The sequence below is a fragment of the Butyrivibrio sp. AE3004 genome, assembly GCF_000703165.1.
In the GTDB taxonomy this organism is placed as follows: domain Bacteria; phylum Bacillota; class Clostridia; order Lachnospirales; family Lachnospiraceae; genus Butyrivibrio.
Map to the genome: position 1 here is coordinate 903,398 of NZ_JNLQ01000002.1, position 25,481 is coordinate 928,878.

The following is a 25,481-nucleotide window of genomic DNA, read 5'->3' on the forward strand; positions in this document are numbered from 1 at the left end:
AATTAAAGGGGTTACAAAAAAATGGGGAAAAACAGAGAAGATAATTTTTGGTCAAAGTGCGCTTATGGCCTTGCTGATATTTACGGTGGAGGAGCCTTTGTTGTCATAAGCACATTCTTTACGGTATTTTTGACAAAAGCGCTTGGTATGTCTCCGGCGCTTGCGGGAACAATACCTCTTATCGGAAAAGTATGGGATGCGGTAACGGATCCGGTAATGGGTAATATTGTGGACAGAACAAGTTCGAAGTTCGGAGCAAAACGCTTTTACATTTTGATAGGAAGTATAGTGTCATCTGTTACGTTTCTTATGCTCTGGATGAACACGGGAATTACAGATACGCTTGGACAGTATATATTCTATGCCGCAATGTACATTCTCTTTTCAACAGGCTTTACGATTGTGATGGTTCCATACAACGGACTTTTACCTGATATGGTCGATGATTACTCAAAAAGAGGAAGCTTTTCAGGAATAAGAATGGTCTTTTCAAGTCTTGGTGCAATAATGGCAGGACTTGTACCGACAATAATCATAACCGATAACACCAATGCAGGTTTGTATTTTACTGTTGCAATGATATTTTCGGCAGTATTCTTGGTGGTAATCCTTCTTACTTTTTTCGGAACCTGGGAAAAGAGAAAGGAACCGGTAAGAGTTCCGCTGAGAAAGAGTTTTGTGCAGTCCTTTACGGTTTATAAGAGCTTTTCCTTTAAGCTTTTTATCTGCATATTCCTTGCAGGGCAGGGAGCAGCGGACTTTGTGACGGGACTTGCGGTATACTATGTTGATGATGTGCTTAATGCCTATTCCGGCGGACGTTTTACCATAATGATGGGAGTGCTCCTGCTGTCTCAGTTCTCCGGAACTATAATCTTTTCAATAATTGCTCCGAGGACATCCAAGAAGTTTCCTATATTGCTGGGATTCCCTGTGAGGATTTTGGCAACGGTTGCACTTCTTTTCTTCTCATATGAGGGTGCTCCCTTTGTGATGATCCTGGTATGCTCGTTCATTATAGGACTTGGTATGGCGGGAGCTTCGGTCAGCATTTATGCTATTTTGTCAGATATGGCGGATGTGGATGAGCTTATTACTTCTATAAGCCGTCCGGCAACTGTTTCCGGTATGGCAACCTTTATCAGAAAAATTGCAACCGGATTAAGTTCAACCGTGATTGGAATCTGCCTTGCTCTTATTGGTTATGATGAGACGATAGCTGCACAGAAAATGCGGCAGAGCGCAGCAGTACAGAGTGGCATTGCACAGCTTTATATCTGGCTTCCGGTCGCGCTAATGCTGCTTACAATCGTATTTGCCAAACTGTTCCCGATGAACAAGGCAGAATACGATGTGATCAAAAAAGAAATAAAGCGAAGAAGAGGCGAAGATAATTCTGAGATAACATCGGAGGAAATCGCCGTTTGTGAAAAGGTAACCGGCTTTAAATACGATAAGCTTTGGAATAAAGAAAATGCACTTTCTTTTTGAAAATGACAATACTCATTCGGAGCAGCGACTCCGGATGAGTAAAAAAATACAATAATTGATTAAAAATGTTAATCAAAGGAGAGCTATAATGAATGACAAAAAAAGAGGGGTGAATCTGATACTCGGACCTGCATTGTTTTTACTTATGAGTTTTGGATTCGGAAAGACAGGAATAATAGATTTTACGGCAGCAAAGGGTATAGGTATTGCTCTGTGGATGATTTACTGGTGGGTTACAAGACCAGTGGACATCACGGTAACAGCACTTCTTCCCGGTGTGATAAATGCCTTGTTTGACATAGTCCCAATGGAAAATGTGATATCACAATATGCATCAAGCAGCATCATACTTATATTTGGATCATGCCTTCTCACGGCTCCATGGAGTGAGATAGGACTCGATAAGAGAATATCACTAAAGGCACTCTCGCTCATCGGACCTTCAATGAAGTCACAGATTACTGTATGGCTTATAGCTGCGGTAGTACTGTCCAATATGATGCCTAACGTGGTGGTTGTGGCTATTTTTACTCCCATCGCGGTATCAATGCTTGCAGCTGCAGGCTATAAGGATATCAGAAAATGCGAGGCAGCAACTCCCATTCTCTGTGCAATAGCCTGGGGTTCTCAGGTCGGAGGAGCAGGCACACCCCTTGGCGGAGCAATGAATATCACAGCTATCGCATTTATAGAAGAGTTTACAGGTAAGGAATTCATGTACGTTGACTGGATTACGAGAATGCTGCCTTACACGATAATAGCAACAGTGGCAGTTCTTTTAACAATGCTGTTAAAGCCAATGAAAACCAGTTCACTTGAAGGAACCAGAGAGTATTTTGAAAAGTGCTATAAAGACCTTGGTCTTATGAAAAAGGATGAAAAGATAAGCCTTGTTCTGTTTGTGGCAGCTATGCTCGGATCATTTGTAAGACCCCTTTATGCTGACCTTATACCGGGGCTTGTGCCTGCTTATCTGTTCCTCATACTTGGTTTTGTGAACTTTCTTATCGTTTCGTTTGAAAAGAAAGAAATGCTGCTTACCTGGGAAAAGGCTCAGAAGGAGGTTATGTGGGGAATGCTCCTTCTTTTTGCCGGCGGTCTTGCCCTTGGACAGATACTTACAGGATCAGGTGCCAATGACACTATTGCAAATATGATTTCATCAGCAAACTTAAGCGGAGGTTTCTTTACCATACTTGTATTTGCGCTTTTTGCCTGTGTTATCTCCGAAATGACAAACAGTACTGTATCAGCAGCGGTTACTCTGCCAATAGTCATCGGAGTTACTCAGAAAATGGGCTTAAATCCTCTCCCTTATGTATTTACGACTGCTATGGCCATGAACTTTGAATCAATACTTCCCGTGAGTGTAAGAGCAATCTCTGTTTCATACGGCCTTGATCCGGATAAGCTCTTAAAGAGCGGACTCGGAGTAGCCTTTGTGAGAATGCTCATAGCAGTAGCAGTGGGATATATAACAATGCTGATATGGCCTGGCTTTGGAGTTCTCTGATTGATAATACTTTAAGCTTATACATACACAGTGAAAACAGGGCTGAGATTGCATGTAGGCAATCTCGGCCCTGTTTTTAAGTGTATGTAATAAAGTTAAAAAATGAGTGTTTTGGACCTTTTTGTGCATAATATGGTCGAAAATGCATACTTACGAAACATTTTAGTAAATAATTACAAAAATAAATTAAAGACATTAAGCAAAGCGACAAAAAAAGAGCGAATAAAGGAAAGATATATTGACTATATTGACGAAAATGGTATCATCTTAATTACTTAAAACATTTAATTAAATCTTATTTGGGAGGCAACAAAAATGAAATTTTTTTTAGACAGTGCAAAACTTGATGAAATCAAACTTGCATACAACACATTCGGTATTGACGGTGTTACAACAAATCCGAGACATATAATGCTCAGTGGTAAGCCTTTTATGACTGCTATAACAGACATCGCTAACTGGATAAAAGAAGAGGGACTTGAAGGGGTAGATAAGTTCCCGGTATCCGTTGAGATAAATCCTCATTTTGACAAAACAGAAGATATGGTAGAGATGGCAAGAAAGGTTGCAAAGCTCAGTCCTAACTTCGTGATCAAGATTCCGGCAATTGAGCCCGGCATCGCAGCTGCAAGAATCCTTGAGAAGGAAGGCATAAGAACTAACGTAACTCTTATCTTCTCACCTTCACAGGCTATCTTACCTGCAAAGAACGGCTCACTTTTCGTTTCACCTTTTATCGGTTGGAAGGAACAGAACGGCGAGGATTGCAAGGAATACATAAGGAACATTGTTGAGATTTATAAGAACTATGGTTTCTATGGTAAGACACAGATCATCTGTGCAGCAATCCGTACACCTAAGCAGATCGCTGACTGTGCTGTAGCAGGAGCAGACATCGTAACCTGCGGACTTGCAGTATATCAGGATTGCATGAAGCATGCATACACAAATCAGGGACTTAACACATTCTGTGAAGCATGGGACAACACAGCAACTGAGTGATCATCCGGCGATGGCAAAGCTGTGAGCAGAACTTCTGCTGATATAAAAAGATTGGAGATAATTTAGTATGAAAATCGGATTTATAGGACTTGGCATAATGGGCGAGTCTATGTGCGAAAACATTGTGAAAAAGCACGACGATACAGTTTACTGCTTTGATTTTATAAAAGAAAAAGTAGATTTGCTTGCATCAAAGGGAGCAGTTCCCTGTGCAGATTCAGTAGAACTGGCAAAGAACAGTGATGTGATCATTTCAATGGTTCCAAAGAGCGAGCATTCAAGATCAGTATATGAGAGTATCTTAGGAGTTCTTGATTCATCAAAGACCTGCATTGATATGAGTACCATCGATCCCAGTGTTTCAATTGAGATTTCAGAGATGGTAAAGAAGACAGGAGCACAGTTCATTGATGCACCTGTTGTTAAGTCAAAGCCTGCTGCAATCGACGGAACACTCGGTATCTATGTTGGCGGTGAGGAAAAGACCTTTGAAGCAATGCTTCCGATTCTTAAGTACATGGGCTGCAATGTGATCCGCATGGGTGATAACGGTAAGGGCCTTGTAATGAAGATTTGCCACAACGCACTGGTATCACAGATTCAGAATGGTGTTAACGAGACGATCACACTTGCAAAGGCAAACGGAATTTCAATTCCGGATTTTACCGAAGCAGTTTCCTACGGCGGAGCATCCAACTGGTATCTTGACGGACAGGCAAAGAAGCTTGAGGCCGAGGATTATACAACAGCTTTCTCAATCGAGAATATGGCAAAGGACGTTAATATCTGTGTAAACCTTGCTAAGGAATGCGGCGTTAAGATGCCTGGCGAAGAAAATGCGCTGAATGTATATCAGACAGCTCTTGAGAGAGGAATGGCAAAAGAAGATTTCAGAGCTACCATCAAGGTTGTAAGAGACAGATAAAAACAGGCGTTTTTTGGCGAGGAGAAGGTATGCTTGAAAGATTAAATGAAGTAAATGACGTAAAGATCACTTCAGTATTTGACGAAGCCTTCAAAACCTACGGCAACATCGTAAAGGGGTACGATTTTTCCGAAATGATAAGGTTTATGGAGGAGAATACTGATATTCCGGAGAACGGGAACGTATATGTAGCTTCCGTTCCTGAGATGGAAGAACTTGGTACTGCGTCAAAGGTCCGGGAATTATTATATGGGGATATGCCGATTCAGGTTGGGTACTGTAACGGTAGAAATACGACTTATAACGGCTTTGAATATCACAAGGGTAGTGAGATAAACATTGCTGTTACTGATTTTATGCTTGTTCTCGGACACACTTGGGAGATAGCAGAAGATAATACATATAAGGTAGAGGATGCGAGGGTCTTCTTCGTACCTAAAGGAACAGCGATAGAAATGTTCCAGACAACACTTCACCTTTCTCCTGTAAGAGTTTGCGATGAAGGTTTTAAGGGAATAGTGATATTACCCAGAGGCACAAACACACCTCTTGATAAAAAGCCCGAAAATGAAAGCGGTGAAGAGAGACTTCTTCTTCAGAGAAATAAATGGGTAATTTCTCATCCGGAGAGAGAACCGCTCATCAGACAGGGTGCTTTCCCGGGACTTATCGGAGAAAACAAAGAACTAAAATATTAACTAATGAAAGACCTCAAAAGCCTTCCCAAAAGAAGTGAAGATGTCAGCAATGAAAGACCTCAAAAGCCTTCCCAAAAGAAGTGAAGATGTCAGCAATGAAAGACTACAAAAGCCTTCCCAAAAGAAGTGAAGATGTCAGCAATGAAAGACTACAAAAGCCTTCCCAAAAGAAGTGAAGATGTCAGCAATGAAAAACTACAAAAGCCTTCCCAAAAGAAGTGAAGATGTCAGCAATGAAAAACTACAAAAGCCTTCCCAAAAGAAGTGAAGATGTCAGCAATGAAAAACTACAAAAGCCTTCCCCCCTGGGGGGAAGGTGTCAGCGAAGCTGACGGATGAGGGGAATAAGGATTCATTAGAAACAGCAGGAGCAGAAGATGGAGATTTGTTTATCAGGGCTTGATTTCAAGCTTAGAAACGGCAAGGAAACAATCTTTGAGAGTAGCAAAGACCATCCCTTCGTATATGTAGGTCAGGGAAAAGAAGATGTCCTGATGTACAGAGGAAATTTCAAAATTGATGACTATGTTATTGAAAGAAAACCTCTTTTTGTAACAGAAGCAAAAGAAACATCAGATGGTGTTCATCTTGAATTTGGGGATGATCTTTCAGCTGAAGTCAAAATGGAGAAAGACCTTGCGACTATCAGATTTGAAAAGAAAAACGAAAAAATCAACAGATTTTGGATAAGGGTTAACGCAGATTCTGCAGAGCATGTATACGGATGCGGAGAGCAGATGTCCTACTTCGATATGAGAGGCAGACATTTCCCTCTGTGGACCGGTGAACCCGGAGTAGGAAGGGATAAGACCACCTACATTACCTGGAAGGGTGATGTCGACGGAATGAGCGGAGGTGATTATTACAACACCAACTTCCCGCAGACAACCTTTGTATCAAGTAAACAAAATCCTCTGCTGTTTCAATTCTTATGAATTACGGTACTTCCCAGATCTGCAGCTCGTGGAAATCGTCATTTCTGAAATCAAAATCTCCGTAAGCTGTAGTCTGCACATGCATGTAATACTTTTTGGAATGACAAGAGCCGTTGCCAAGATAGTACAGGTTCGTTACACATATCTTGCTCCGCTTATCATCATGTTCTGTTTTGCAGGATCCTTTGCATCAACAGGAAACACCAAGGAGCTTGTAATCTGTGCAGCAATACTTGTATTCAGCTATCTGCTTACAATACTTGATATCGATAATACACCTCTGATGCTTGGTATGATTCTGGAGAGCATCATGGAAAAGAACTTTGTCACCGCATCTATGGCATATGACAGAGATTACACAATTTTGAGGCAATGAACCAGGCACAGATAGAAGAAATGGCAAAAGAACATGCAATGGAAGCTGCAAAGGCAGACGAAGAATATGCAAATGAAGATTCTGACAGCAAGGAAGATGCTGAAACAGAAAATGAGGAGCATATTTCTGAAGAAAAGGCAGCGATCCAATCTTAGGAAACGAGGAAATAATTACTATGAAATTTCAGACTGTATATGTGCCGATAGGAGTTGGTACATACGAGATGGTAACTGCACATGAGCAGTTCGATAACTCAGTAAAATTATTAAAGGAAATTGATAAGGACATAATTGTCCCGGAAGATATTCTTCTTACGGTTGATGCAATTGCGGATTTTGTAGGGGATAAGAATCCCGATCTGGTAATCCTGCAGAATATCACCTTCGCAAATGCGGCATATGCATATGAAGTATTAAGAAGATTTAGCTGTCCGATTTTACTTTGGACATTAAGGGAGCCCGTTATTGACGGAACAAGACTTCGCAGTAACTCACTTACAGGAGCGTACTCAGCAGCAAATGCGATCTGTGCTTTCAGAGGACAGGGCAAATTTGAGCATGTCTTCGGTGCACCTTCGGAAGAAAGTGTCAGGAAGGAAATCGAAGCTACAGTGCGTGCGGCAGTAGTAAAAAAGCAGCTCACAAACCTCAGAATGGCTGCTATCGGTCATACTCCTCAGGGCTTTGGCTTCGGAAGAGCACTTGATGCAGAGCTTTTAAGTAAATTCGGTGTTACTCTTGATTCTATTGAGGCAAGAGAACTTATAAATAAGGCAAAGTCATATACAGATGAAGAATGCGAAGGTGACCTTGCGGAAGCAAAGGAAAAGGTTGTCGGTCTTGATAAAATGCCCGAGAACAACATCAAAGATTTTGCAAGACTCTATAAGGCTTATAAGTCTTATGTTAAGGAAAACAAAATTGGTGCGATCTCATCACGCTGCTGGCCCGATTTCTTTACAGAGTTCGGAACACCTGTGTGCATGGTCCTTTCACTGTTAAATGCAGTGAATGTTCCCGCCAGCTGTGAGTCGGATGTATATGGTGCACTTTCAATGTATATCGGTACAGCTTTTATGGATGAGTCAACATTCTTTGGAGACCCGGTATCAATGGATGAGAAGGAAAGTTCAATAACCTTCTGGCACTGCGGAATGGCAGCTTGCAATCTTGCCCGCTGCGATACCGGCGCGACAGTAGGAGTTCATCCCAACAGAAAGATCGGCCCCGTTATGGACTTTGGTTGCAAGGCATCAGATGAAGCGACTATTTTCAGAGTAGGTCGTACTCCTGACGGAAAATTCAGATTTTTCATTGCAGAAGGTAACGTAATGGATAAGCCAAAGCAGTTCAACGGTGCCTCCATAGTGGTTCAGACAAACGAATCTGCAGAAAAGATTGTAAAAGAGACAATTAAGGATGGTTGGGAGCCTCATTACGTTGTAATATATAAACATATAGCAACGGAACTTGAGAAACTCGCAAACATGCTTGATGTTACAGTTGTACGCTACTGATAAAAGCGTAGTTATTTGGTATGAAATATCAGGGGATAAACTTAGAAAATGTAAAACTCAGTAATCGATCGTCGATACTTCTGCTGCTCAATAACAGCGGAGCGATGTCAAGAAAGGATATAGCAGAGACGGTTGGCCTTACAGCCGCCTCTGTTACATTAATTTGTTCAGAGCTCCTTGAGGAGGGACTGATCGTTGAACTGGGTGAAGCTAATGAAGAAAAGAGAGTAGGAAGAAAGAAAATTCTTGTTGATATAAATCCGGAATACGGAAACGTTCTCTGCATAGCGGTTGAGTCGGATGTTACCTACATATCTGTCACGGATATGAAGGGGAGAGTGCTTTGTAACGTTAAGATTCCGACAGATAAAAATGTAAATCCCGAAAAGTTTTTCAAGAATGTGACTGATGAATGCCAGAGACTGTTCTGGAAAAACGGAATCGCAAAGGAAAAGGTTCTTGGTGCGACGGTTACTATACCGGGTAGTGTGGACAGAAAAAACGGTATCAGTCTTAATACCTACAGTATATGGAATGAGAGCATACCTGTTGCACGGCTTATACAAAAAGAACTGGGAATAGACGTTGTTGTTGAAAACAACCTGAAGGCATATGCACAGACAGAAATTTACTTTGGAATCGGAAGAACGGTTAATAATTTTTTTGTATTGAAATGGGGACCCGGTGTAGGTGCGTCAATAGTAATTGACGGGAAAATCTATCAGGGATCAAACAAGATGGCTGCGGAGATAGGACATATGTCTGCAGTAAAGGATGGACGCAGCTGCAACTGTGGCCGAAAGGGATGCCTTGAAACCTATGTTTCTACAAAGGCAATAATGGATGACATAAAAAAATCGCTTGAGAAAAAAGATGTTGATATTGATGATATCACGATGGAAAACCCGAATGTCAGGTGGATAATCACCGAAAAGCTTGATATGCTTGCTCACAACCTGAGGAACACCATAAGTGTTCTTGATCCGAAGCATGTTGTGCTTGTGGGCTACATGTTTGATATTCCGGGAATCGCGGGGCGTTTTATAGAGGCATATAAGGGTTACGATCCTCTTGTGACGGATGATTTCTTTGTTAAATCAGAGCTTTCGGTAAATGAAAACCATATAGAGGGACTTGCGGTATTATTAAGTGAAGTATTTCTTACACAGGCAATAAATGAGAAGGGCCAATAAGACTTTTCCTCATTAAAAAAGCTCGTACCGCCTAAAGCAAAAGGCAAAAAAACAATAAAAAAGGTATGAGTCATATAAAAAAGGTTTATTTTTTTAAACAGGAAGGCAGGGTATAGCAGTAATGGCAAAATATATTATGGCGCTGGATTCGGGGACAACCAGCAACAGATGTATTCTTTTTGATCAGAAAGGAACAATATGTTCCTGTGCGCAAAAGGAATTCACACAGTTTTTTCCGGAGCCCGGCTGGGTTGAACATGATGCCAGTGAAATATGGCAGACTCAGCTGTCGGTAGCACGTGAGGCGATGAATAAAATAGATGCCACTTTTGAAGATATAGCAGCTATTGGTATTACAAACCAGCGTGAAACAGTAATCGTCTGGGACAGAAAAACAGGTCAGCCTATCTGTCATGCGATCGTATGGCAGTGCCGCAGAACAGCGGATTTTGCAGAACAGATGAAAAAAGATGTTCCGGGAATCGTTGAAAAATTCCAGCAAAAGACAGGACTTAAATTCGATCCATATTTTTCGGGAACCAAGATCAGATGGATCCTTGATAATGTAGAAGGGGCAAGACAAAGAGCAGAAGCAGGGGAGCTGTGCTTTGGAACGGTTGATTCATGGCTTATCTACAAGCTCACAAAGGGAAAGGTTCATGTGACCGATTACTCCAACGCTTCCAGAACACTTTTGTTTAATATCAACACTCTGGAATGGGACAAAGAACTGTGTGAAATATTGGACATTCCAATGAGCATGCTTCCGGAGGTTAAACCCTCAAGCTGCGTTTACGGCGTAACTGATCCCGAATTCTTCGGTGGTGAGATTAAAATTGCAGGTGCGGCAGGTGACCAGCAGGCAGCTCTGTTCGGACAGACCTGTTTTGAAGAAGGGGACGCTAAAAATACTTACGGTACAGGATGCTTTATGCTGATGAATACAGGTAATAAGCCTGTTTATTCAAAAAACGACCTTCTTACAACAATTGCATGGGGAATTAACGGAAAAGTAACTTATGCTATAGAAGGTTCGGTTTATGTTGCGGGTGCTGCGATACAGTGGCTTCGAGATGAACTTAGGGCAATAGATTCAGCTCCCGATTCCGAATACTTTGCAACAAGAGTAAAGGATACAAACGGGTGCTACGTTGTTCCCGCTTTCACGGGACTCGGTGCTCCCTACTGGGATCCATATGCGAGAGGCGCGATAGTCGGACTTACCCGTGGTGTTAATAAATATCACATAATAAGAGCTACGGTTGAATCTCTTGCATTCCAGACTGCGGATGTACTTAAGGCTATGGAACTTGATACAGGAAAGAAACTCACAAGTCTAAAAGTAGACGGCGGAGCGTCAAAGAATGATTTCCTTTTGCAGTTCCAGGCCGATATTATAGATACGGATGTTGTAAGACCGGGCTGCGTTGAAACAACAGCTATGGGAGCAGCTTATCTTGCAGGTCTTGCAGTCGGTTATTGGAAGGACAAGAAAGACGTACTTGATAACTGGTCTGTCGAGAAAGAATTTAAGAGCACAATGGATGAGGAAAAGAGAGAAAAAGAGCTCGCCGGCTGGAAACAGGCGGTTGCTTCAACCAGAGGATGGGCAAGAAACTAAAGCACAGCATTATAATTATTTAAGGAGATTATTATGTACGATATAGTGATAATTGGCGCAGGCGTATCAGGAAGCGCCGTGGCAAGAGAAGTATCAAGATACGATGTTTCTGCATGTGTACTGGAAAAATGTGAAGATGTATGTGAAGGGACCTCCAAGGCAAATTCAGCTATAGTTCATGCCGGATTTGATGCTGAAGAAGGTTCACTTATGGCAAAACTGAATGTCGAAGGCAACGAGATGATGGATCAGCTTTCAAAGGATCTCGATATTCCCTTTAAGAGAAACGGATCACTCGTTGTTTGTGTACATAAAGAGGAGCTTGACGGTATTAAGGACTTATATGACAGAGGTGTAAAAAACGGTGTAAAGGGTCTGAAGATACTCTCAAGAGAGGAAGCCCTTGAGCTTGAGCCTAACCTTTCCGAAAATGTTGAAGGTGCGCTTTTTGCTCCTACCGGCGGAATTGTATGTCCCTTTGAACTGAATATAGCAATGGCTGAAAATGCCAATATGAATGGTGTTGAATTCAGATTTAACACAGAAGTTGAAGATATCAAAAAGTGTGATGACGGCTTGTGGCATATAAGAACAAACAACGGTGAATATGTAAGCCGTGTGGTTGTAAATGCAGCAGGAGTTCACGCTGATGAAATACACAACATGGTAAGTGCTGACAAGATGCATATTATCGAGAGAAGAGGAGATTACTGCCTCCTTGATAAGGAAGTCGGAGGCTTTGTATCACATACAATTTTCCCGCAGCCTACGAAATACGGTAAGGGCGTACTTGTAACTCCAACTGTTCACGGAAATCTGCTTGTTGGTCCGACAGCTATTGATATTGAGGATAAGGAAGGAACTAACACAACTGCAAAGGGACTTGATGAAGTTTTTGCAAAGGCTAGCGAGAATGTAAAGAACCTTCCCATGAGAAATGTTATTACATCCTTTGCAGGACTTCGTGCTCATCTCGAAAAACACGAATTTGTAATTGAAGAAGTTAAGGATGCAGAGAACTTTATCGATGTGGCAGGAATAGAGTCACCCGGATTATCCGCTTCACCGGCTATCGGCAAAATGGTAGGAAATATGCTTAAGGATAAGATGGGACTTAAAGAAAAGTCTGACTGGATCGCTACCAGAAAAGGTGTTAAGAGTACAGAAGGACTGTCAATCGATGAAATGAATGCTCTCATAAAAGAAAATCCGGCATACGGAACAATAATCTGCAGATGTGAATCAATAACTGAAGGAGAGATACTTGATGCTATCCACAGACCATTGGGTGCAAGATCACTTGATGGAGTAAAGCGCAGAACAAGAGCAGGAATGGGAAGATGTCAGGCAGGCTTCTGCAGCCCGAGAACGATGGAAATAATTAACAGAGAATTAGGACTTCCGTATGAAAAGATTACAAAGAGCGGCGGAAAATCCAACATTATTCTTGAGAGAACTAAGGGGGAGGTAAGCCACTCATGAAAACATATGACATTGTAATCGTAGGAGGAGGCCCGGCAGGCCTCGCAGCTGCTGTTGCAGCAAAAGAAGCTGGAAATGACAGTATACTGATTCTTGAAAGAGACCATGAGCTTGGTGGAATCCTTAACCAGTGCATACATAACGGATTCGGACTTCATACCTTTAAGGAAGAACTTACAGGACCTGAATATGCATACAGATTTATAAAGCAGGTACTTGATCTTGGAATTGAATATAAGCTCAATACAATGGTAATGGACATTGCTCCTGACAAAACCGTTACTGCAATGAACAGAGAGGATGGAATGTTTACTATCCCCGCAAAGGCAGTAATACTTGCCATGGGATGCAGAGAAAGACCCAGAGGAGCACTTAACATCCCCGGCTACAGACCTGCAGGAATCTTCTCTGCCGGAACTGCCCAGAGACTTGTAAATATTGAAGGATATATGCCGGGACGCGAGGTAGTTATACTTGGTTCCGGAGATATCGGACTTATCATGGCGCGCAGAATGACTCTTGAAGGCGCAAAGGTTAAGGTGGTAGCAGAGCTTATGCCATACTCGGGCGGTCTTAAGAGAAATATAGTTCAGTGTCTTGATGACTATGGTATTCCTCTCAAACTCTCACATACTGTTGTTGACATTGAGGGCAAGGACCATGTTACCGCTGTTACAATAGCTAAGGTCGGACCTGACAGAAAGCCGATTCCCGGTACTGAGATCAGATATACCTGTGACACACTTCTTCTTTCCTGCGGACTTATTCCGGAGAATGAACTTTCAAGATCAGCAGGAGTTAAGATGAGTCCCGTGACATCAGGACCTGTGGTAAATGAATCACTTGAGACCAACATCCCCGGCGTATTTGCCTGCGGAAACGTACTTCATGTGCACGATCTTGTTGACTATGTTTCGGAGGAAGCAAAGAGAGCCGGAGAAAATGCGGTTAAATACATAAATGAGGGCTGCAGAGATTCAGAGAATCAGGACTTTATTGAAATTGCCGCTACAGATGGGGCAAGATACACTGTTCCAAGCAGTATAAACCTTGATCGCATGAGCGACCTTCTGACAGTAAGATTCAGAGTAGGTGATGTTTATAAAGACTCATTTGTAAGTGTATATTTTGATGATGAACGCATCCTGCATAATCAGAAAAGAATCATGGCCCCCGGCGAAATGGAGCAGATCATCTTAAAAAAGAGCCAGCTTAAGGAACACGAGGGACTTAAGAAAATTACTGTAAAGATTGAGGCGGAATAAAATTAAACGCATTTTTTCTTAAGCTTTTACGAAAGAGCAAAAAGCTGTCTTTGAAGCTAAGAAACGGATGTAAAAGAAAGAAGGAGTAAGTCATGGAAAAAAGAGAACTTACATGCATCGGATGTCCTATGGGATGCCAGCTTACGGTTACTATGGAAAACGGTGAGGTAACCGGGGTTACGGGAAATACCTGCATGAAGGGCGATATATATGCCAGAAAAGAAGTTGTAAATCCAACAAGAATTGTTACCAGTACGGTTAAAATAACAGACGGAGATAAGGAAAGAGTTTCTGTAAAAACAGCAAGCGATATCCCTAAGGACAAGATATTTGATGTTATGAAGGACATTGATGCTGCAACCGCTAAAGCTCCTGTTTATATAGGTGATGTTTTGATTGAGAATGTTGCCGGAACAGGCGTTAGTGTAATTGCGACCAGAGAAATAGCCAAGGTGTGAAGATTAATAAAATCTTAAAAAATACGGACACGGGATTTGTTGACAAAGTTTTTTGGTTAACATATAATTACGACGTAATTTGTAAGGAGCTCATGTGGTTTTCTGCATGAGCTTTTTTTACGGACAAAAATCTTTAAATGTTTTTTGAACAGGAGGAATTATGAAGAGATTATTTGCAATGATGATCGCCGGTGTTTCCGTAGTATCAATGCTCGCAGGATGCGGTTCCAAGACTGCAGACACAGCAGAGCAGACTGCAGAAGCAGTTGTGACAGAGGGTGCTTCCGAAGAGACAGCAGACACTGCAGAGAACGCAGAGAATGTTAAGATTGACAAGCTTACAATCGGATTTGTACCTTCACGTGAACCTGATGAAATCGTTACTGCAACAGAGCCCCTTAAGGAGCTTCTCACAAACGAGCTTGCTACACTCGGTTATGAGGTTGGCGAGGTAGACATCACTGTTGGTACAAGCTACGAAGCAGTTGGTGAGGGCCTTTCAGCAGGAACAATTGATATCGGTCTTATTCCCGGTGGTACATATGTGCTTTATGATGATGGCTGTGATGTTCTTCTTACAGCAACAAGAGACGGCCTTTCAATCGAGAGCCCCAATGCAAAGGATTGGAATGACAATAAGCCCACAGAGCCCACAGAGGATCAGGTAACTTTCTACCGCGGACTTATCATCGCAGGTCCTTCAGAGGCAGGACAGGCAGTAGCTGCTAAGGTTAATGCAGGTGAGGATATCACATGGGAAGATCTTGACGGCCTTAACTGGAGCGTAATGAACTCTTCATCTTCAGCAGGATATATTTATCCTTCACTCTGGCTTCAGGCAAACTATGAGAAGCATGTAACAGACCTTACACATGCTGTACAGGCTGACTCATACGGTAACGCTTTCGCAAGACTTGCTTCAGGTCAGATCGACGTTCTTTGCTGCTATGCAGATGCAAGACGTGACAACGAGGATAAGTGGACAACAGAGTATGGCAGAGAAGCCAGCATCTGGGATGAGACAGCAGTAATAGGTGTAACAGACGGTATCTACAATGACACAATAAGCGTAAGTAAGACATCTCCTATCATGGATGATGCTTTCAAGGCAGCTCTTTCAAAGGCATTCATTAATATCGGTAACAGTGATGCCGGTAAGGAAGTTATTTCTATCTATAACCACAACGGTTATGTAGAAGCTAATCCTACAGATTATGATTCTGAGAGAGCAGCTCAGGAACTTATCAAGTCAATGAACTAACACCGACCAATTACTTTTAATTGACAGCAACATTCGGGGAGGGTATTTTTACAATGCCCTCCCTTTTTTTGAGCAGAGCATTTTGGATGACATGTTATAAAACAACAGGAGAAATACAATGATCAAGTTTGAAGACGTAGGAAAGAGATACCCAAACGGTTTTGAGGGATTAAAGCATATTGATCTCACTATTGAACAGGGAGAATTTGTAGCAATAATCGGACTTTCAGGTGCAGGTAAATCCACACTCATTCGTACCATCAACAGGATGCACGATGTTACGAGCGGAAAACTCACCGTGGATGATGTTGATGTGATGAGTCTGTCCGGAAAACAGCTTAGAAGATTCAGAAGAAAGATAGGTATGATTTTCCAATCCTTCAACCTGATCACAAGAACCACAGTTATAAACAATGTACTTACCTCATTTGTTCCTGATATGCCCTGGTACAGAGCGTTCTTTGGTATTTATACAAAGGATGAAAAGATAAAGGCCTTGGAATGTCTTGATAAGGTCGGCATCCTGAGAAAGGCATTTGTCCGTGCCGATCAGTTATCAGGCGGACAGCAGCAGAGAGTAGCACTTGCAAGAACGCTTGCGCAGAATCCTCAGATCATCCTTGCCGATGAGCCGGTAGCAGCTCTTGATCCTGTAACAGCCAAGCAGGTAATGGATGATTTTAAGAGAATTAACGAGGAGATGAACATCTCAATTCTTATCAATATTCACCATGTGGATCTTGCTCTTCAATATGCAACAAGAGTTGTAGGTATCAGAGATGGTGAGATTGTTTATGACGGACCCGCTTCTGAAGTAACTAAAGAAGTTCTTGCTTCTATCTATAAAGGCAAGAGTGCGGATGAGGATATTATGGATGCAAATGACCATAATGAAAAGAGGTGATAACCGTGAGCGTATACGATAAGATTTTCAAACCCAAAGTATATACACTTCCCAACGGAAATACAGCTGAGAAGAAAGCATCTCGCGCACCGGTATACTTCATTTTTATTTTGCTTATGAGTATTCTTTCAGTCAAGATCACAGGCTTTGACATGAAAATATTATCTCAGCGTATCGGACAGTTTTTTGTAATTCTCGGTGAGATGCTCCCTCCGAATACTGATTTTATGAGCAAGGTTTGGGGACCGCTTTTTGACACAATAAAGATGTCTCTTTTGGGATCGGTTGCAGGCGCACTTCTTTCCGTACCTTTTGCAATGCTTGCTAGTACAAATGTATGTCCCAACAAAGTAGTAGTGTCTGTTGTTCGAGTTATGTTTTCTCTTATAAGAACTCTCCCCACACTCGTTACGGCACTTGTTGCTACACTCGTGTTTGGACTTGGAACGCTTGCCGGTACTTTCGCTATTGCGGTATTTTCATTCGCTTATATAGGAAAGCTTACCTATGAGGAGATAGAAACAGTTGATATGGGGGCATTCGAAGCTATGGAAGCTATGGGAGCAACCAAGGCAAGAGCTTTTGTATCAGCCATTGTTCCTCAGGTTCTTCCTTTCTTCCTCTCAAACTGCCTTTTTAACTTTGAAGGTAATGTGAGATATGCAGCTGTTCTTGGTTATGTAGGAGCAGGTGGTATCGGTCTTGTTCTTAATGAAAAGATATCCTGGAGAGAGTATTCAAGCGTTGGAATGATGCTTGTAGCACTTTTTGTAGCTGTATTTGTAATTGAGTCGATCAGCAGAATGCTTCGAAAGAAGCTTGTCTGAGAAGGGGGTAGAAATATATGAATCAGAGAATTAAAGAAGCATATGAAAAACGCCCCAAAGACTGGATGTATAATCTTGCCATCGGTGTCATCTTCGTCGGTCTTATGGTATGGAGCGGAAGTGCTGTCGAGACAGCGGGAACTACGCAGGATGGCGGGCAGATAGCACTTAATGTATTAGCCGGTATTTTTCACCCGGATCTGTCATTCCTTTTTGACTTTTCCAATAAGGGTGTGCCTTATCTGATGCTGGAAACAATATGTATAGCTTTTCTCGGTACGATAGTGGGAGCTATTCTTTCAATTCCGCTCGCTTTTATATCAGCTTCAAACCTTACACCTAAGCCAATAGCATTTGCCGGCAGAATGATAATCATGGCTGTTCGTACAGTACCTGCTTTTGTGTATGGCCTTATGTTTATAAGAGTTACCGGACCAGGAGCGTTTGCAGGTCTTTTGACAATGGGTGTGTGCTCTGTAGGAATGATCAGTAAGATGTATATTGAAGCTATAGAGGACATCGATACACATGTAATTGAGGCTCTTGATGCGTCAGGCTTTAATATGTGGCAGAAGATAAGATTCGGAATACTTCCGCAGCTTCTTCCCAACTTTGCGTCAACTGCAATCTATCGATTCGATATTAATCTTCGAGATGCGACAATTCTCGGTATGGTTGGTGCCGGAGGTTTCGGTGCTCCACTTATTTTTGCAATGAATGCATATCGTTGGAATGAAGCAGGTGCAATACTTGCAGGTCTTATTGTATTGATTCTTATTATTGAGTACATTTCAACAAGGATCAGACTTAAACTGACCAGAGGTTAATGGCGTTAGATCATCCCCCGCTTTAGTAGCGGGGGATTTATGTTAAAAAGAAATTGAGGACAACATATGAAAATCATTTTTACATCAGATACACACGGACATGTTTTCCCGATTAATTATGCTACAAATAAGGATGAAAACTCGGGACTCTTTTGTATTGCAGCGCAGATAAAGGACGAAATTGACGGCAATACGCTCTTAATTGACGGAGGTGACTCTCTTCAGGGCACGCCTCTTCTTTCATACTACTTAAGCCACAGAGATGAATACGATTTTAATCCGATGGCTGAGGGCTTTAATGCCATGGGACTTCATTACTATACACTTGGTAATCATGACTTCAACTTTGGTTATGATGCTATCGCTGACTATGCAAAGGCAATGAAAGCTGAGCTTATTTGCGCAAACGTAAATGACAAAAGAGGTGAGCTTGGCATAAAAAAGCATGTTATTCATACTTTAGAAGACGGCACGAGAGTAGGTATAACCGGTGCTGTCACAGGATATGTAAATTTCTGGGAGCAGGAGAAGAATCTGACGGAGCTTGAAATAACAGATCCGATTGAAGCCTTAAAGAATGCGCTTGATGAAATCAGAGATGTGTCTGATATTACGGTATGCATTTATCATGGCGGTTTTGAGGAAGACCTTGCAACGGGTAACAGACTTTCAGATACTGAGGAGAATCAGGCTTGTAAAATTGCAAGAGAGCTTGATTTTGACATACTTCTTACAGGACATCAGCACATGGCAGTCGAGGGAGTAATGCTTGACGGAACATACGGAGTACAACCTCCGGACAAGGCTATGAGATACTGCGTTCTTGAAGCGAATAAAGAAGATGCTTTAGCAGGCGAACCAGGAACAGAGAGTGATAATCTTACAACACGCTGTTTTGCCGTTAAATCAGAACTTCGACCGGTAGAAAGCCCCGGTGAAGCTTACAGAGAAATCCTACAGTCACATTCATTTATGGAAAAAATGAATGAAAACCTTCAGACCTGGCTTGATGAGCCTATAGGGTGTCTTGAAAAGGAGATTGAACCCGAGGATAAGCTTGAAGCCGCACTTAACGGAAGTAAGGTTGCATCCATGTTTAATCAGGTACAACTGGAGCTTACCGGAGCTGATTTTTCATGCACCAGTCTTGCAAATGAGCCCCTTGGACTTCATAAGGAGATTACAGTAAGGGATATCCTTGGAATATATCAGTTTGCGAATACTGAGGAAGTAAAAGAGGTAACCGGAGCAGTTATCAGAAAAGCTCTTGAGAGATGCGCCGAATATTTCGCAATTGATGAAAAAACGGGCAAGGTAAAAATTTCCGAAGTATTTCTTCAGCCAAAGGTTGAACATTATAACTACGATTACTATGCAGGACTGTGGTACGAATTTGATCTTACGAGGCCTGTAGGTGAGAGAGTAGTGACTTTGAAAAAGCTTGATGGACAGGAGATACTTGATGATGAGAAGTACACTCTTGTTACAAGCAACTACAGGGCTACCGGAACAGGTGGATATGAATGCATAGGCAATTGCAAAACAATAAGAACATATCCTGAGGAGATGCCGGATCTTGTAATTGATTTTGTTCGAAGAAACAGCCCTGTCGGTGAGATTGTAAACAGCAGATTTACTTGCGTTTTACCCTGAAAATATAAGCAAAAACTATAGTTGATAAAGTAAAGATTATAAGGCAGACCATCCAGTGGAATTTGTCATATAGCTGATAATGAATGATGAGATTCAAAAACAGCCAGTGATAGAGATACATTCCATATGATAGGTCTGTCTTTATTTTTGTGCAGGTAAGAAGATGGGCAGCGGCTATTGTAAGAATACAGGTGCAGATACCGGTGATTACCCCTGTATAGTAGCCGATATCATAAGTGCCGCTTATTCTGATGACAGCGTGAATGATAACTGTTATGAGAGAAATTGTCTTTATATTCTTTATTTCATGAAGTTTGCAGGTCTGAATAAACACTCCCATGAAAAACCAGACAGCATACGGGAGAAAAAAGCGTTCCAGAAGCTTTGCGCCGGTATCTCCGATTTTTGAGACCGACATGGAACAGATGATGTTGCATACGGCTAAAACGGCGCAGGTTATGCCGTAAAGGACTGATGATCTTGAGTTTTTAGTTATGAGTTTAAAAAGAAAAACTAAGATGTACAGCTGAATAAGGACCGTGAAGTACCACATGGGACCGTTTATGCTTCCGGTGGCAAAGTCTTTCAGGCAGGAAGGTGTCCCTGCAATTCCGATACCCTGAGTAAAGCACCATTTAAGGATCGATGAATCGAATTTATCGCGGATAATGAGATATAGAGCGGCTATATACACAGCCATGCTAAGCCAGAGATCCGGATATAACCTGGAAAATCTTTTTTTTACGAAGGTTTTCGCATCCATTCCTCCTCGTTCAAGGGAAGCCGAAATGAGAAAACCGCTGATCGCAAACATGATTACCGTAGGCTGATAAAAGTTTACGATAGAACGAAGTACACCTATGCCCCTTACATGATCCGGCACAAGGCTCATCATATAGCCTGTAAAGTGAAGATACATTACGCAGAAAGCCGCATAATATCGTAGTATTCCAAATGAATTCCCCTTTTCGTTTGTCATGATTACGGTAAGAAATTCCTTTCTACAAATGTTTAACTTAAGTTTATCACATTTATGGATATAAATTTATGAAATTTTAAGAGATTGTTTAATGAAATATAGTTTTTAGCTAATTGTAAGAGCCTACTATTGAATGTTATCATGATTAAAGCAGAGTTTAACTATTTTTTCTTAAAAATACAGGAGAAAATGCCTTATGAAAATGTACAAAGGAAAAAATGCATCAGCAAATGTGGCAGATGCAGCTAAGGGGCTGTCCAATCCAAAGCTTATTTTGTTTACCAGTGATGCCGATCACTTCAAAGCAAATGTGGAAGATATAGAGAAAAAATTCCCTGGTATTCCCAGCATCGGCTGTATTGGAATGGGCTATGATTCAGCTATTTCGGAAAAAGGAGTTAATATTACTGCATTTACTGAAGGTGTTAAGGTAAAGACAGGCGTTCTGGAGTCTGTATCTACCATGCCTGCCAGACATATTCACAGAATTGAAAAAGACATTGAGGAGATCAAGCCCGGAAAAGAAAACACGGCAATCATAGATTTCTGTACCGGAAATGATGCCGCTGTTCTTACTACACTCAGAAGAATTGTTGATAAGCATAATCTTCAGGTTATGGGCGCTACCGGTGATGGCGGAAAGGTCTCAGTAAACGGAAAGATTTACGAGGACGCAATGGTATATGCCATCGTAAGGAATGAAGGCGGAAGAGTTAAGACCTACAAAGAGAATATTTATGAACCTAAGGATAACAGACAGCTTATTGCTTCAAAAACCGATAAGGCAAAATATTATCTCGGTGAACTTAACGGCAGATCCGCTAAACAGGTTTATATGGACCTTACCGGGGCAAGATCTGATAAAGATATAATTAACCAGACCTTCCAGAATCCTCTTGGAAAGATGGTTGGAAATGACGTTTGTATCTGTTCCATCAAGGACGTATCCGGAAGCGGGCTTATCCTTTACAGACAGATAAATGACTCGGACATACTTACACTTCTGGAAATGAGAGAACCCATGGAGGTTGCTCAGCATACAATTGATAAGATCAGAAATGATTTTTCCAGGATATCGGGTATTTACTCCGTTAACTGCATATTCAGATATCTGGTTTTATCCGGAAGAGGCGAGATGGATACATACCTTGGCAAAATCGCTCAGCTTGGACCATCCTGCGGACTTATCGGATTTGGAGAGCATTACAACACTCAATTTGTTAATCAGACAATGACATGCGTTGTTTTTGAATGATAAACATTCGTTTACAGATGAGGAGATATTAATATGCTGACAGATATCTTTAAAAAGAAAACAGAAGAAGTTGAAAACGAGGTTAAAGTACCGAAGTCCTCGATTGATGACGACAAGAGAGATTCGCTTATCTATATTGCAGACTCCATAAAAACTTTTCAGAAGGAGCTTGTTCACAATGAAGTAACGGCGCTGACTGAGATCCATGACATGGGAGAGGCTATTGAGAATGTTATCGAAAGTAATACACAGCTTCGAAGTGAGATGGATGCTTTTAATGAGATGTTTGCTGCGGTGAATGAAAGTGCAGGCAAATTCCAGGATGTTAAGGTTAATATCTTAAACAGTGTACAGAATGCCCAGAATAAAGTCTCAGAGCTCAAGGAAAGTTCAAACGAAGTAAGAGCCAGCTTTGATGAAATGACACAAGGGTTCGAAAACTTCAAGAGTGCAGTTGATCAGATATCTGATTACATGAAAAAAATCATCGGCATAGCAACTCAGACCAACCTTCTTGCTCTTAATGCATCAATTGAGGCTGCAAGAGCAGGAGCTGCAGGAAAAGGTTTTGCGGTTGTTGCAACAGAGGTAAGAGAGCTTGCAGATGAGATAAAAGTCATGATAAGCCAGGTTAATGCTTCTATAGATGCAGCAGGGGAGGAGAGCGAAAAGCTTTCACTTAGCATGCAGAATTCAATAGCTGCAATGGATAGAAGTATTCAGGAAGTTGATGAAACCAATGCTACTTTTGACGAAATTATTGAGAGTGCAAACGGCGCCAATGTAGTTCAGCAGGAGATCTCAGATACTGCGGACGCTGCTTCCGATGAGCTTGGAAGAATAGGAAACAGCTTTACGGATATCAATAATAAGTATGATGCACTTGTTAGTCAGCTTGACAGAGTAAATGCACTTGGAACAACCAAGAGCAGTGTTTTTGAGCATATAGATAATCTGGTTTCCCAGATTGAGCCTATTGTAAAAGACAGAAAATAGGCATACAGATAACAAATATCCAAAAATGTATTATAATGTCCAGGGGGTTCTTAATTAAATAAGGAACAGCCTTGGACATTTTGTGCTATTTGGAGGAACCATAATTTGAAGTTTAACTATCCAAGGATAAGATTATCTGATATCAGAACAAAAAATTTCAATAAAGGAAATTCCATCATTTATATCACGGTTGGCGTTGCGATAAACGTGATATTGTCTTATGTTGTTTCAGTTTTTCACCTTCCGCTTTATCTTGATACTATCGGCACGATTGCTGTGTCGGCTCTGTGCGGACTTTACCCGGGCATCATTACTGCTGTTACAACAAATATGCTCTGTATGATTTTTAATCCGACTGCCGTGTACTATATGATTATCAATATTAATATCGCGCAGCTTACGGCTTTGTTCGGATATAAGCTTAGACAGAAAAAAAAATATAAACCGGTGTTTTATATTTGCGCAATTTCACTTATATCCGGTCTTGTAGGGATACTTTTTCAATGGGTGATCCTGGGAGAGCCCCAGTTTGTTGAAGTATCGGATATGGCGGGATATTTGAATGAACAGGTTGGATTAAACTATGTTGCAGGAACGGTTATAGTAAATGTCGGCGTCAATTTTATTGACAAGATAATCTCTGTTCTTTTTGCATATTCTATTTTGAAATTAATTCCGAATGATTACAAAGTAGCAGCATTTAACTGTGGATGGAAGCAGAAACCTCTTCCTATTCCTGAAAGGGAAAAAATAAAGAAGAGAAATTTGAAGAATAAAAAATCCCTTCAAAGAAGAGTAACATCCATGTTAATTCTCGATTCACTTGCTATTGCCATTATTATGGGAACTACGGGATTACGGCTTTATTACAATAATCTGAAGAATGAGTATCGAAATAATGCTGCAAGAGCAGCTAAGCTTGCTACTCAGGTTGTTAACCCCAATTCAATAGACTGGTATCTTAACAGTAAAAAAAGTGCCGGGGAATATGAAAATGCCGAGTACAAAAAGAGCGATGCACTCCTTCATTCAATCGCGGAAACAGTTCCGGGGATTGAGTATTTATACATATATCAGATAAGGAAAGACGGCTGTTACATAGTTTTTCATACCAATGAAGCTTTTCGAAACGAAATGTACATAGGTGAAAGTATCCCTTTGGACAAATCCTTTGAACCATATATGGATGCATTTATTAAAGGTGAACCGATAGATTCCTATGAAAAGGAAAATGCATTCGATTTCATGATAACTGCGTATGAACCCATTTTTGACGCCAAGGGAAGATGCGTGGGCTATGCCGGAGCGGATGTATCTGAATCATATCTTAGTGAATATATGAGAGTCTTTATCCTGAGAGTGCTTCTTATTTTTTCAGGCTTTTTCATATTGATCATAGGTTATGGTCTGTGGATGACAGGCTTTTATCTGATTTATCCCATAAACTCAATGACAACCTGCCTTGATGGCTTTATGGAAAAAAATGATGATCAGGAAAAAATTGATGAAAATGTTAAAAGCTTAAGAGAACTGGATATAAGAACTGGGGATGATGTTGAGAAGCTTTATAAATCTATCTGCCATATGGCGCTTGCCACAGCAGACCAGATGAGAGATATTCGTTACTATGCTGAGGCAAATGCCAAGATGCAGAACGGGCTTATCATAACAATGGCGGATATGGTTGAAAACCGTGATTCCGAAACGGGTGCCCATAGCCAGAAAATTGCTGCTTACGTGAAGATTATATTGGAGGGACTGAAGGAAAAAGGCTATTATGCCTCAAAAATCACACCCAAATATATGTCTGATGTTATAGCTTCGGCGCCTCTTCATGATATAGGTAAGATAAATATTCCGGATGCAATTTTGAATAAACCGGGGAAGCTTACACCTGAAGAATTTGAAATTATGAAAACTCATGCTACCTCGGGGAAACAGATAATGGAGCATGCAATAAGTACTGTCAGCGGTGAGAATTATCTTAAGGAAGCCAGAAATATGGCTGCATATCACCATGAACGATGGGATGGAAAGGGGTATCCCGAAGGCCTTCATGGTGAAGTTATCCCACTGTCTGCCCGCATAATGGCTGTAGCGGATGTTTTTGACGCACTTGTTTCAAAGAGAGTGTACAAGCCTGCTTTCCCTTTAGAGAAAGCAATAGAGATTCTGGAGGAGGGGTCAGGGACTCAGTTTGATCCCAAATGTGTCGAGGTATTTCTTGACTCAATTGAAGAAGTTAAGGTTGTGCTTGCGCAGTATCAGAATATGTAAGCACGTGATCTGAATTTGGAGACCAAG

General features: G+C 41.4%; 23 protein-coding genes. 22 read left to right on the forward strand and 1 reads right to left on the reverse strand.

All coding sequences use genetic code 11. The features are described 5' to 3' along the window. The first annotated feature begins 21 nt into the window (after nt 1-21). The 19 genes from BV60_RS0107120 to BV60_RS0107215 all read left to right on the forward strand — a co-directional run bounded on the left by BV60_RS0107120 (nt 22) and on the right by BV60_RS0107215 (nt 19,947). Nucleotides 22-1,491, forward strand: a complete 1,470-nt coding sequence (locus BV60_RS0107120) for an MFS transporter (protein WP_029320503.1) — start codon at nt 22-24, stop codon at nt 1,489-1,491. An 88-nt stretch (nt 1,492-1,579) separates the two neighbouring features. Continuing rightward, nucleotides 1,580-3,004 carry an SLC13 family permease gene (locus BV60_RS0107125; protein ID WP_029320504.1) on the forward strand — a complete coding sequence of 475 codons (1,425 nt, stop codon included), beginning with the start codon at nt 1,580-1,582 and terminating at the stop codon, nt 3,002-3,004. Nucleotides 3,005-3,319: 315 nt separating this feature from the next. Further along, nucleotides 3,320-4,006, forward strand: coding sequence for a transaldolase family protein (locus tag BV60_RS0107130; RefSeq protein ID WP_029320505.1), 687 nt, complete (start codon nt 3,320-3,322; stop codon nt 4,004-4,006). 67 nt (nt 4,007-4,073) lie between these two features. Then, the gene (locus BV60_RS0107135; protein ID WP_029320506.1) at nt 4,074-4,931 is read left to right on the forward strand and encodes an NAD(P)-dependent oxidoreductase; all 858 of its coding nucleotides are present in this window, start codon (nt 4,074-4,076) and stop codon (nt 4,929-4,931) included. A gap of 29 nt (nt 4,932-4,960) precedes the next feature. Then, a complete protein-coding gene (locus tag BV60_RS0107140; RefSeq protein WP_029320508.1) occupies nt 4,961-5,629 on the forward strand; it encodes a DUF4867 family protein in 669 nt (222 codons plus the stop codon). 377 nt (nt 5,630-6,006) lie between these two features. Beyond that, on the forward strand, nt 6,007-6,564 hold the full coding sequence (locus BV60_RS0107145) for a hypothetical protein (RefSeq protein ID WP_029320509.1): 558 nt from the start codon (nt 6,007-6,009) through the stop codon (nt 6,562-6,564). A gap of 79 nt (nt 6,565-6,643) precedes the next feature. Next, complete coding sequence (locus BV60_RS22690; RefSeq protein WP_029320510.1) at nt 6,644-6,940, forward strand: tripartite tricarboxylate transporter permease; 297 nt, start codon at nt 6,644-6,646, stop codon at nt 6,938-6,940. 20 nt (nt 6,941-6,960) lie between these two features. Beyond that, nucleotides 6,961-7,095 (forward strand): hypothetical protein, encoded by a 135-nt coding sequence (locus BV60_RS24020; RefSeq protein ID WP_255358098.1) that lies wholly within the window; start codon nt 6,961-6,963, stop codon nt 7,093-7,095. A 20-nt stretch (nt 7,096-7,115) separates the two neighbouring features. Next, nucleotides 7,116-8,456 carry a fucose isomerase gene (locus tag BV60_RS0107165; RefSeq protein WP_029320511.1) on the forward strand — a complete coding sequence of 447 codons (1,341 nt, stop codon included), beginning with the start codon at nt 7,116-7,118 and terminating at the stop codon, nt 8,454-8,456. A gap of 20 nt (nt 8,457-8,476) precedes the next feature. After that, nucleotides 8,477-9,649 carry an ROK family transcriptional regulator gene (locus BV60_RS0107170; protein WP_029320512.1) on the forward strand — a complete coding sequence of 391 codons (1,173 nt, stop codon included), beginning with the start codon at nt 8,477-8,479 and terminating at the stop codon, nt 9,647-9,649. Nucleotides 9,650-9,770: 121 nt separating this feature from the next. Beyond that, nucleotides 9,771-11,270: a glycerol kinase GlpK gene (glpK, locus tag BV60_RS0107175; protein WP_029320513.1), complete on the forward strand. Its 1,500-nt coding sequence runs from the start codon at nt 9,771-9,773 to the stop codon at nt 11,268-11,270. Between the two features lie 33 nt (nt 11,271-11,303). Then, nucleotides 11,304-12,752: an NAD(P)/FAD-dependent oxidoreductase gene (locus BV60_RS0107180; RefSeq protein ID WP_029320514.1), complete on the forward strand. Its 1,449-nt coding sequence runs from the start codon at nt 11,304-11,306 to the stop codon at nt 12,750-12,752. Beyond that, nucleotides 12,749-14,017, forward strand: a complete 1,269-nt coding sequence (locus BV60_RS0107185; protein WP_029320515.1) for an NAD(P)/FAD-dependent oxidoreductase — start codon at nt 12,749-12,751, stop codon at nt 14,015-14,017. The genes BV60_RS0107180 and BV60_RS0107185 overlap by 4 nt, the downstream gene beginning before the upstream one ends. Nucleotides 14,018-14,109: 92 nt before the next feature. Beyond that, complete coding sequence (locus BV60_RS0107190; protein WP_029320516.1) at nt 14,110-14,475, forward strand: DUF1667 domain-containing protein; 366 nt, start codon at nt 14,110-14,112, stop codon at nt 14,473-14,475. 160 nt (nt 14,476-14,635) lie between these two features. Continuing rightward, complete coding sequence (locus tag BV60_RS0107195) at nt 14,636-15,736, forward strand: phosphate/phosphite/phosphonate ABC transporter substrate-binding protein (protein WP_029320517.1); 1,101 nt, start codon at nt 14,636-14,638, stop codon at nt 15,734-15,736. A gap of 118 nt (nt 15,737-15,854) precedes the next feature. Continuing rightward, nucleotides 15,855-16,640: a phosphonate ABC transporter ATP-binding protein gene (phnC, locus tag BV60_RS0107200; protein ID WP_029320519.1), complete on the forward strand. Its 786-nt coding sequence runs from the start codon at nt 15,855-15,857 to the stop codon at nt 16,638-16,640. Between the two features lie 5 nt (nt 16,641-16,645). Continuing rightward, nucleotides 16,646-17,467, forward strand: a complete 822-nt coding sequence (phnE, locus tag BV60_RS0107205) for a phosphonate ABC transporter, permease protein PhnE (protein WP_029320520.1) — start codon at nt 16,646-16,648, stop codon at nt 17,465-17,467. Between the two features lie 17 nt (nt 17,468-17,484). Further along, complete coding sequence (phnE, locus tag BV60_RS0107210; RefSeq protein WP_029320522.1) at nt 17,485-18,294, forward strand: phosphonate ABC transporter, permease protein PhnE; 810 nt, start codon at nt 17,485-17,487, stop codon at nt 18,292-18,294. A gap of 66 nt (nt 18,295-18,360) precedes the next feature. Further along, on the forward strand, nt 18,361-19,947 hold the full coding sequence (locus BV60_RS0107215; RefSeq protein ID WP_029320524.1) for a bifunctional metallophosphatase/5'-nucleotidase: 1,587 nt from the start codon (nt 18,361-18,363) through the stop codon (nt 19,945-19,947). Here the strand turns inward: BV60_RS0107215 and BV60_RS0107220 are convergent. Beyond that, a complete protein-coding gene (locus BV60_RS0107220) occupies nt 19,928-20,926 on the reverse strand; it encodes an acyltransferase family protein (protein WP_081846611.1) in 999 nt (332 codons plus the stop codon). The two genes, BV60_RS0107215 and BV60_RS0107220, sit on opposite strands and share 20 nt — an antisense overlap. Nucleotides 20,927-21,122: 196 nt before the next feature. Here BV60_RS0107220 and BV60_RS0107225 point away from each other — a divergent pair, with 196 nt between their 5' ends. From BV60_RS0107225 to BV60_RS0107235, 3 genes are all read left to right on the forward strand, one after another. Continuing rightward, the gene (locus BV60_RS0107225; RefSeq protein ID WP_029320528.1) at nt 21,123-22,181 is read left to right on the forward strand and encodes an FIST signal transduction protein; all 1,059 of its coding nucleotides are present in this window, start codon (nt 21,123-21,125) and stop codon (nt 22,179-22,181) included. Between the two features lie 33 nt (nt 22,182-22,214). Then, nucleotides 22,215-23,177 carry a methyl-accepting chemotaxis protein gene (locus BV60_RS0107230; protein WP_029320529.1) on the forward strand — a complete coding sequence of 321 codons (963 nt, stop codon included), beginning with the start codon at nt 22,215-22,217 and terminating at the stop codon, nt 23,175-23,177. Nucleotides 23,178-23,282: 105 nt separating this feature from the next. Next, nucleotides 23,283-25,454, forward strand: coding sequence for an HD domain-containing phosphohydrolase (locus BV60_RS0107235; protein ID WP_051656569.1), 2,172 nt, complete (start codon nt 23,283-23,285; stop codon nt 25,452-25,454). Nucleotides 25,455-25,481: the final 27 nt, after the last annotated feature.

Excerpts from the sequence above, each read along its gene's own strand:
- BV60_RS0107185 (WP_029320515.1), top strand. The coding sequence starts at position 12,749 with ATGAAAACATATGACATTGTAATCGTAGGAGGAGGCCCGGCAGGCCTC.
- BV60_RS0107130 (WP_029320505.1), top strand. The coding sequence starts at position 3,320 with ATGAAATTTTTTTTAGACAGTGCAAAACTTGATGAAATCAAACTTGCA.
- BV60_RS0107125 (WP_029320504.1), top strand. The coding sequence starts at position 1,580 with ATGAATGACAAAAAAAGAGGGGTGAATCTGATACTCGGACCTGCATTG.
- BV60_RS22690 (WP_029320510.1), top strand. The coding sequence starts at position 6,644 with ATGCATGTAATACTTTTTGGAATGACAAGAGCCGTTGCCAAGATAGTA.
- BV60_RS0107230 (WP_029320529.1), top strand. The coding sequence starts at position 22,215 with ATGCTGACAGATATCTTTAAAAAGAAAACAGAAGAAGTTGAAAACGAG.
- BV60_RS0107145 (WP_029320509.1), top strand. The coding sequence starts at position 6,007 with ATGGAGATTTGTTTATCAGGGCTTGATTTCAAGCTTAGAAACGGCAAG.
- phnC (WP_029320519.1), top strand. The coding sequence starts at position 15,855 with ATGATCAAGTTTGAAGACGTAGGAAAGAGATACCCAAACGGTTTTGAG.
- BV60_RS0107190 (WP_029320516.1), top strand. The coding sequence starts at position 14,110 with ATGGAAAAAAGAGAACTTACATGCATCGGATGTCCTATGGGATGCCAG.
- BV60_RS0107140 (WP_029320508.1), top strand. The coding sequence starts at position 4,961 with ATGCTTGAAAGATTAAATGAAGTAAATGACGTAAAGATCACTTCAGTA.
- BV60_RS0107195 (WP_029320517.1), top strand. The coding sequence starts at position 14,636 with ATGAAGAGATTATTTGCAATGATGATCGCCGGTGTTTCCGTAGTATCA.
- BV60_RS0107215 (WP_029320524.1), top strand. The coding sequence starts at position 18,361 with ATGAAAATCATTTTTACATCAGATACACACGGACATGTTTTCCCGATT.
- BV60_RS0107135 (WP_029320506.1), top strand. The coding sequence starts at position 4,074 with ATGAAAATCGGATTTATAGGACTTGGCATAATGGGCGAGTCTATGTGC.
- glpK (WP_029320513.1), top strand. The coding sequence starts at position 9,771 with ATGGCAAAATATATTATGGCGCTGGATTCGGGGACAACCAGCAACAGA.
- BV60_RS0107120 (WP_029320503.1), top strand. The coding sequence starts at position 22 with ATGGGGAAAAACAGAGAAGATAATTTTTGGTCAAAGTGCGCTTATGGC.
- phnE (WP_029320522.1), top strand. The coding sequence starts at position 17,485 with ATGAATCAGAGAATTAAAGAAGCATATGAAAAACGCCCCAAAGACTGG.
- BV60_RS24020 (WP_255358098.1), top strand. The coding sequence starts at position 6,961 with ATGGCAAAAGAACATGCAATGGAAGCTGCAAAGGCAGACGAAGAATAT.
- BV60_RS0107165 (WP_029320511.1), top strand. The coding sequence starts at position 7,116 with ATGAAATTTCAGACTGTATATGTGCCGATAGGAGTTGGTACATACGAG.
- BV60_RS0107225 (WP_029320528.1), top strand. The coding sequence starts at position 21,123 with ATGAAAATGTACAAAGGAAAAAATGCATCAGCAAATGTGGCAGATGCA.
- BV60_RS0107220 (WP_081846611.1), bottom strand. The coding sequence starts at position 20,926 with ATGACAAACGAAAAGGGGAATTCATTTGGAATACTACGATATTATGCG.
- BV60_RS0107170 (WP_029320512.1), top strand. The coding sequence starts at position 8,477 with ATGAAATATCAGGGGATAAACTTAGAAAATGTAAAACTCAGTAATCGA.
- BV60_RS0107180 (WP_029320514.1), top strand. The coding sequence starts at position 11,304 with ATGTACGATATAGTGATAATTGGCGCAGGCGTATCAGGAAGCGCCGTG.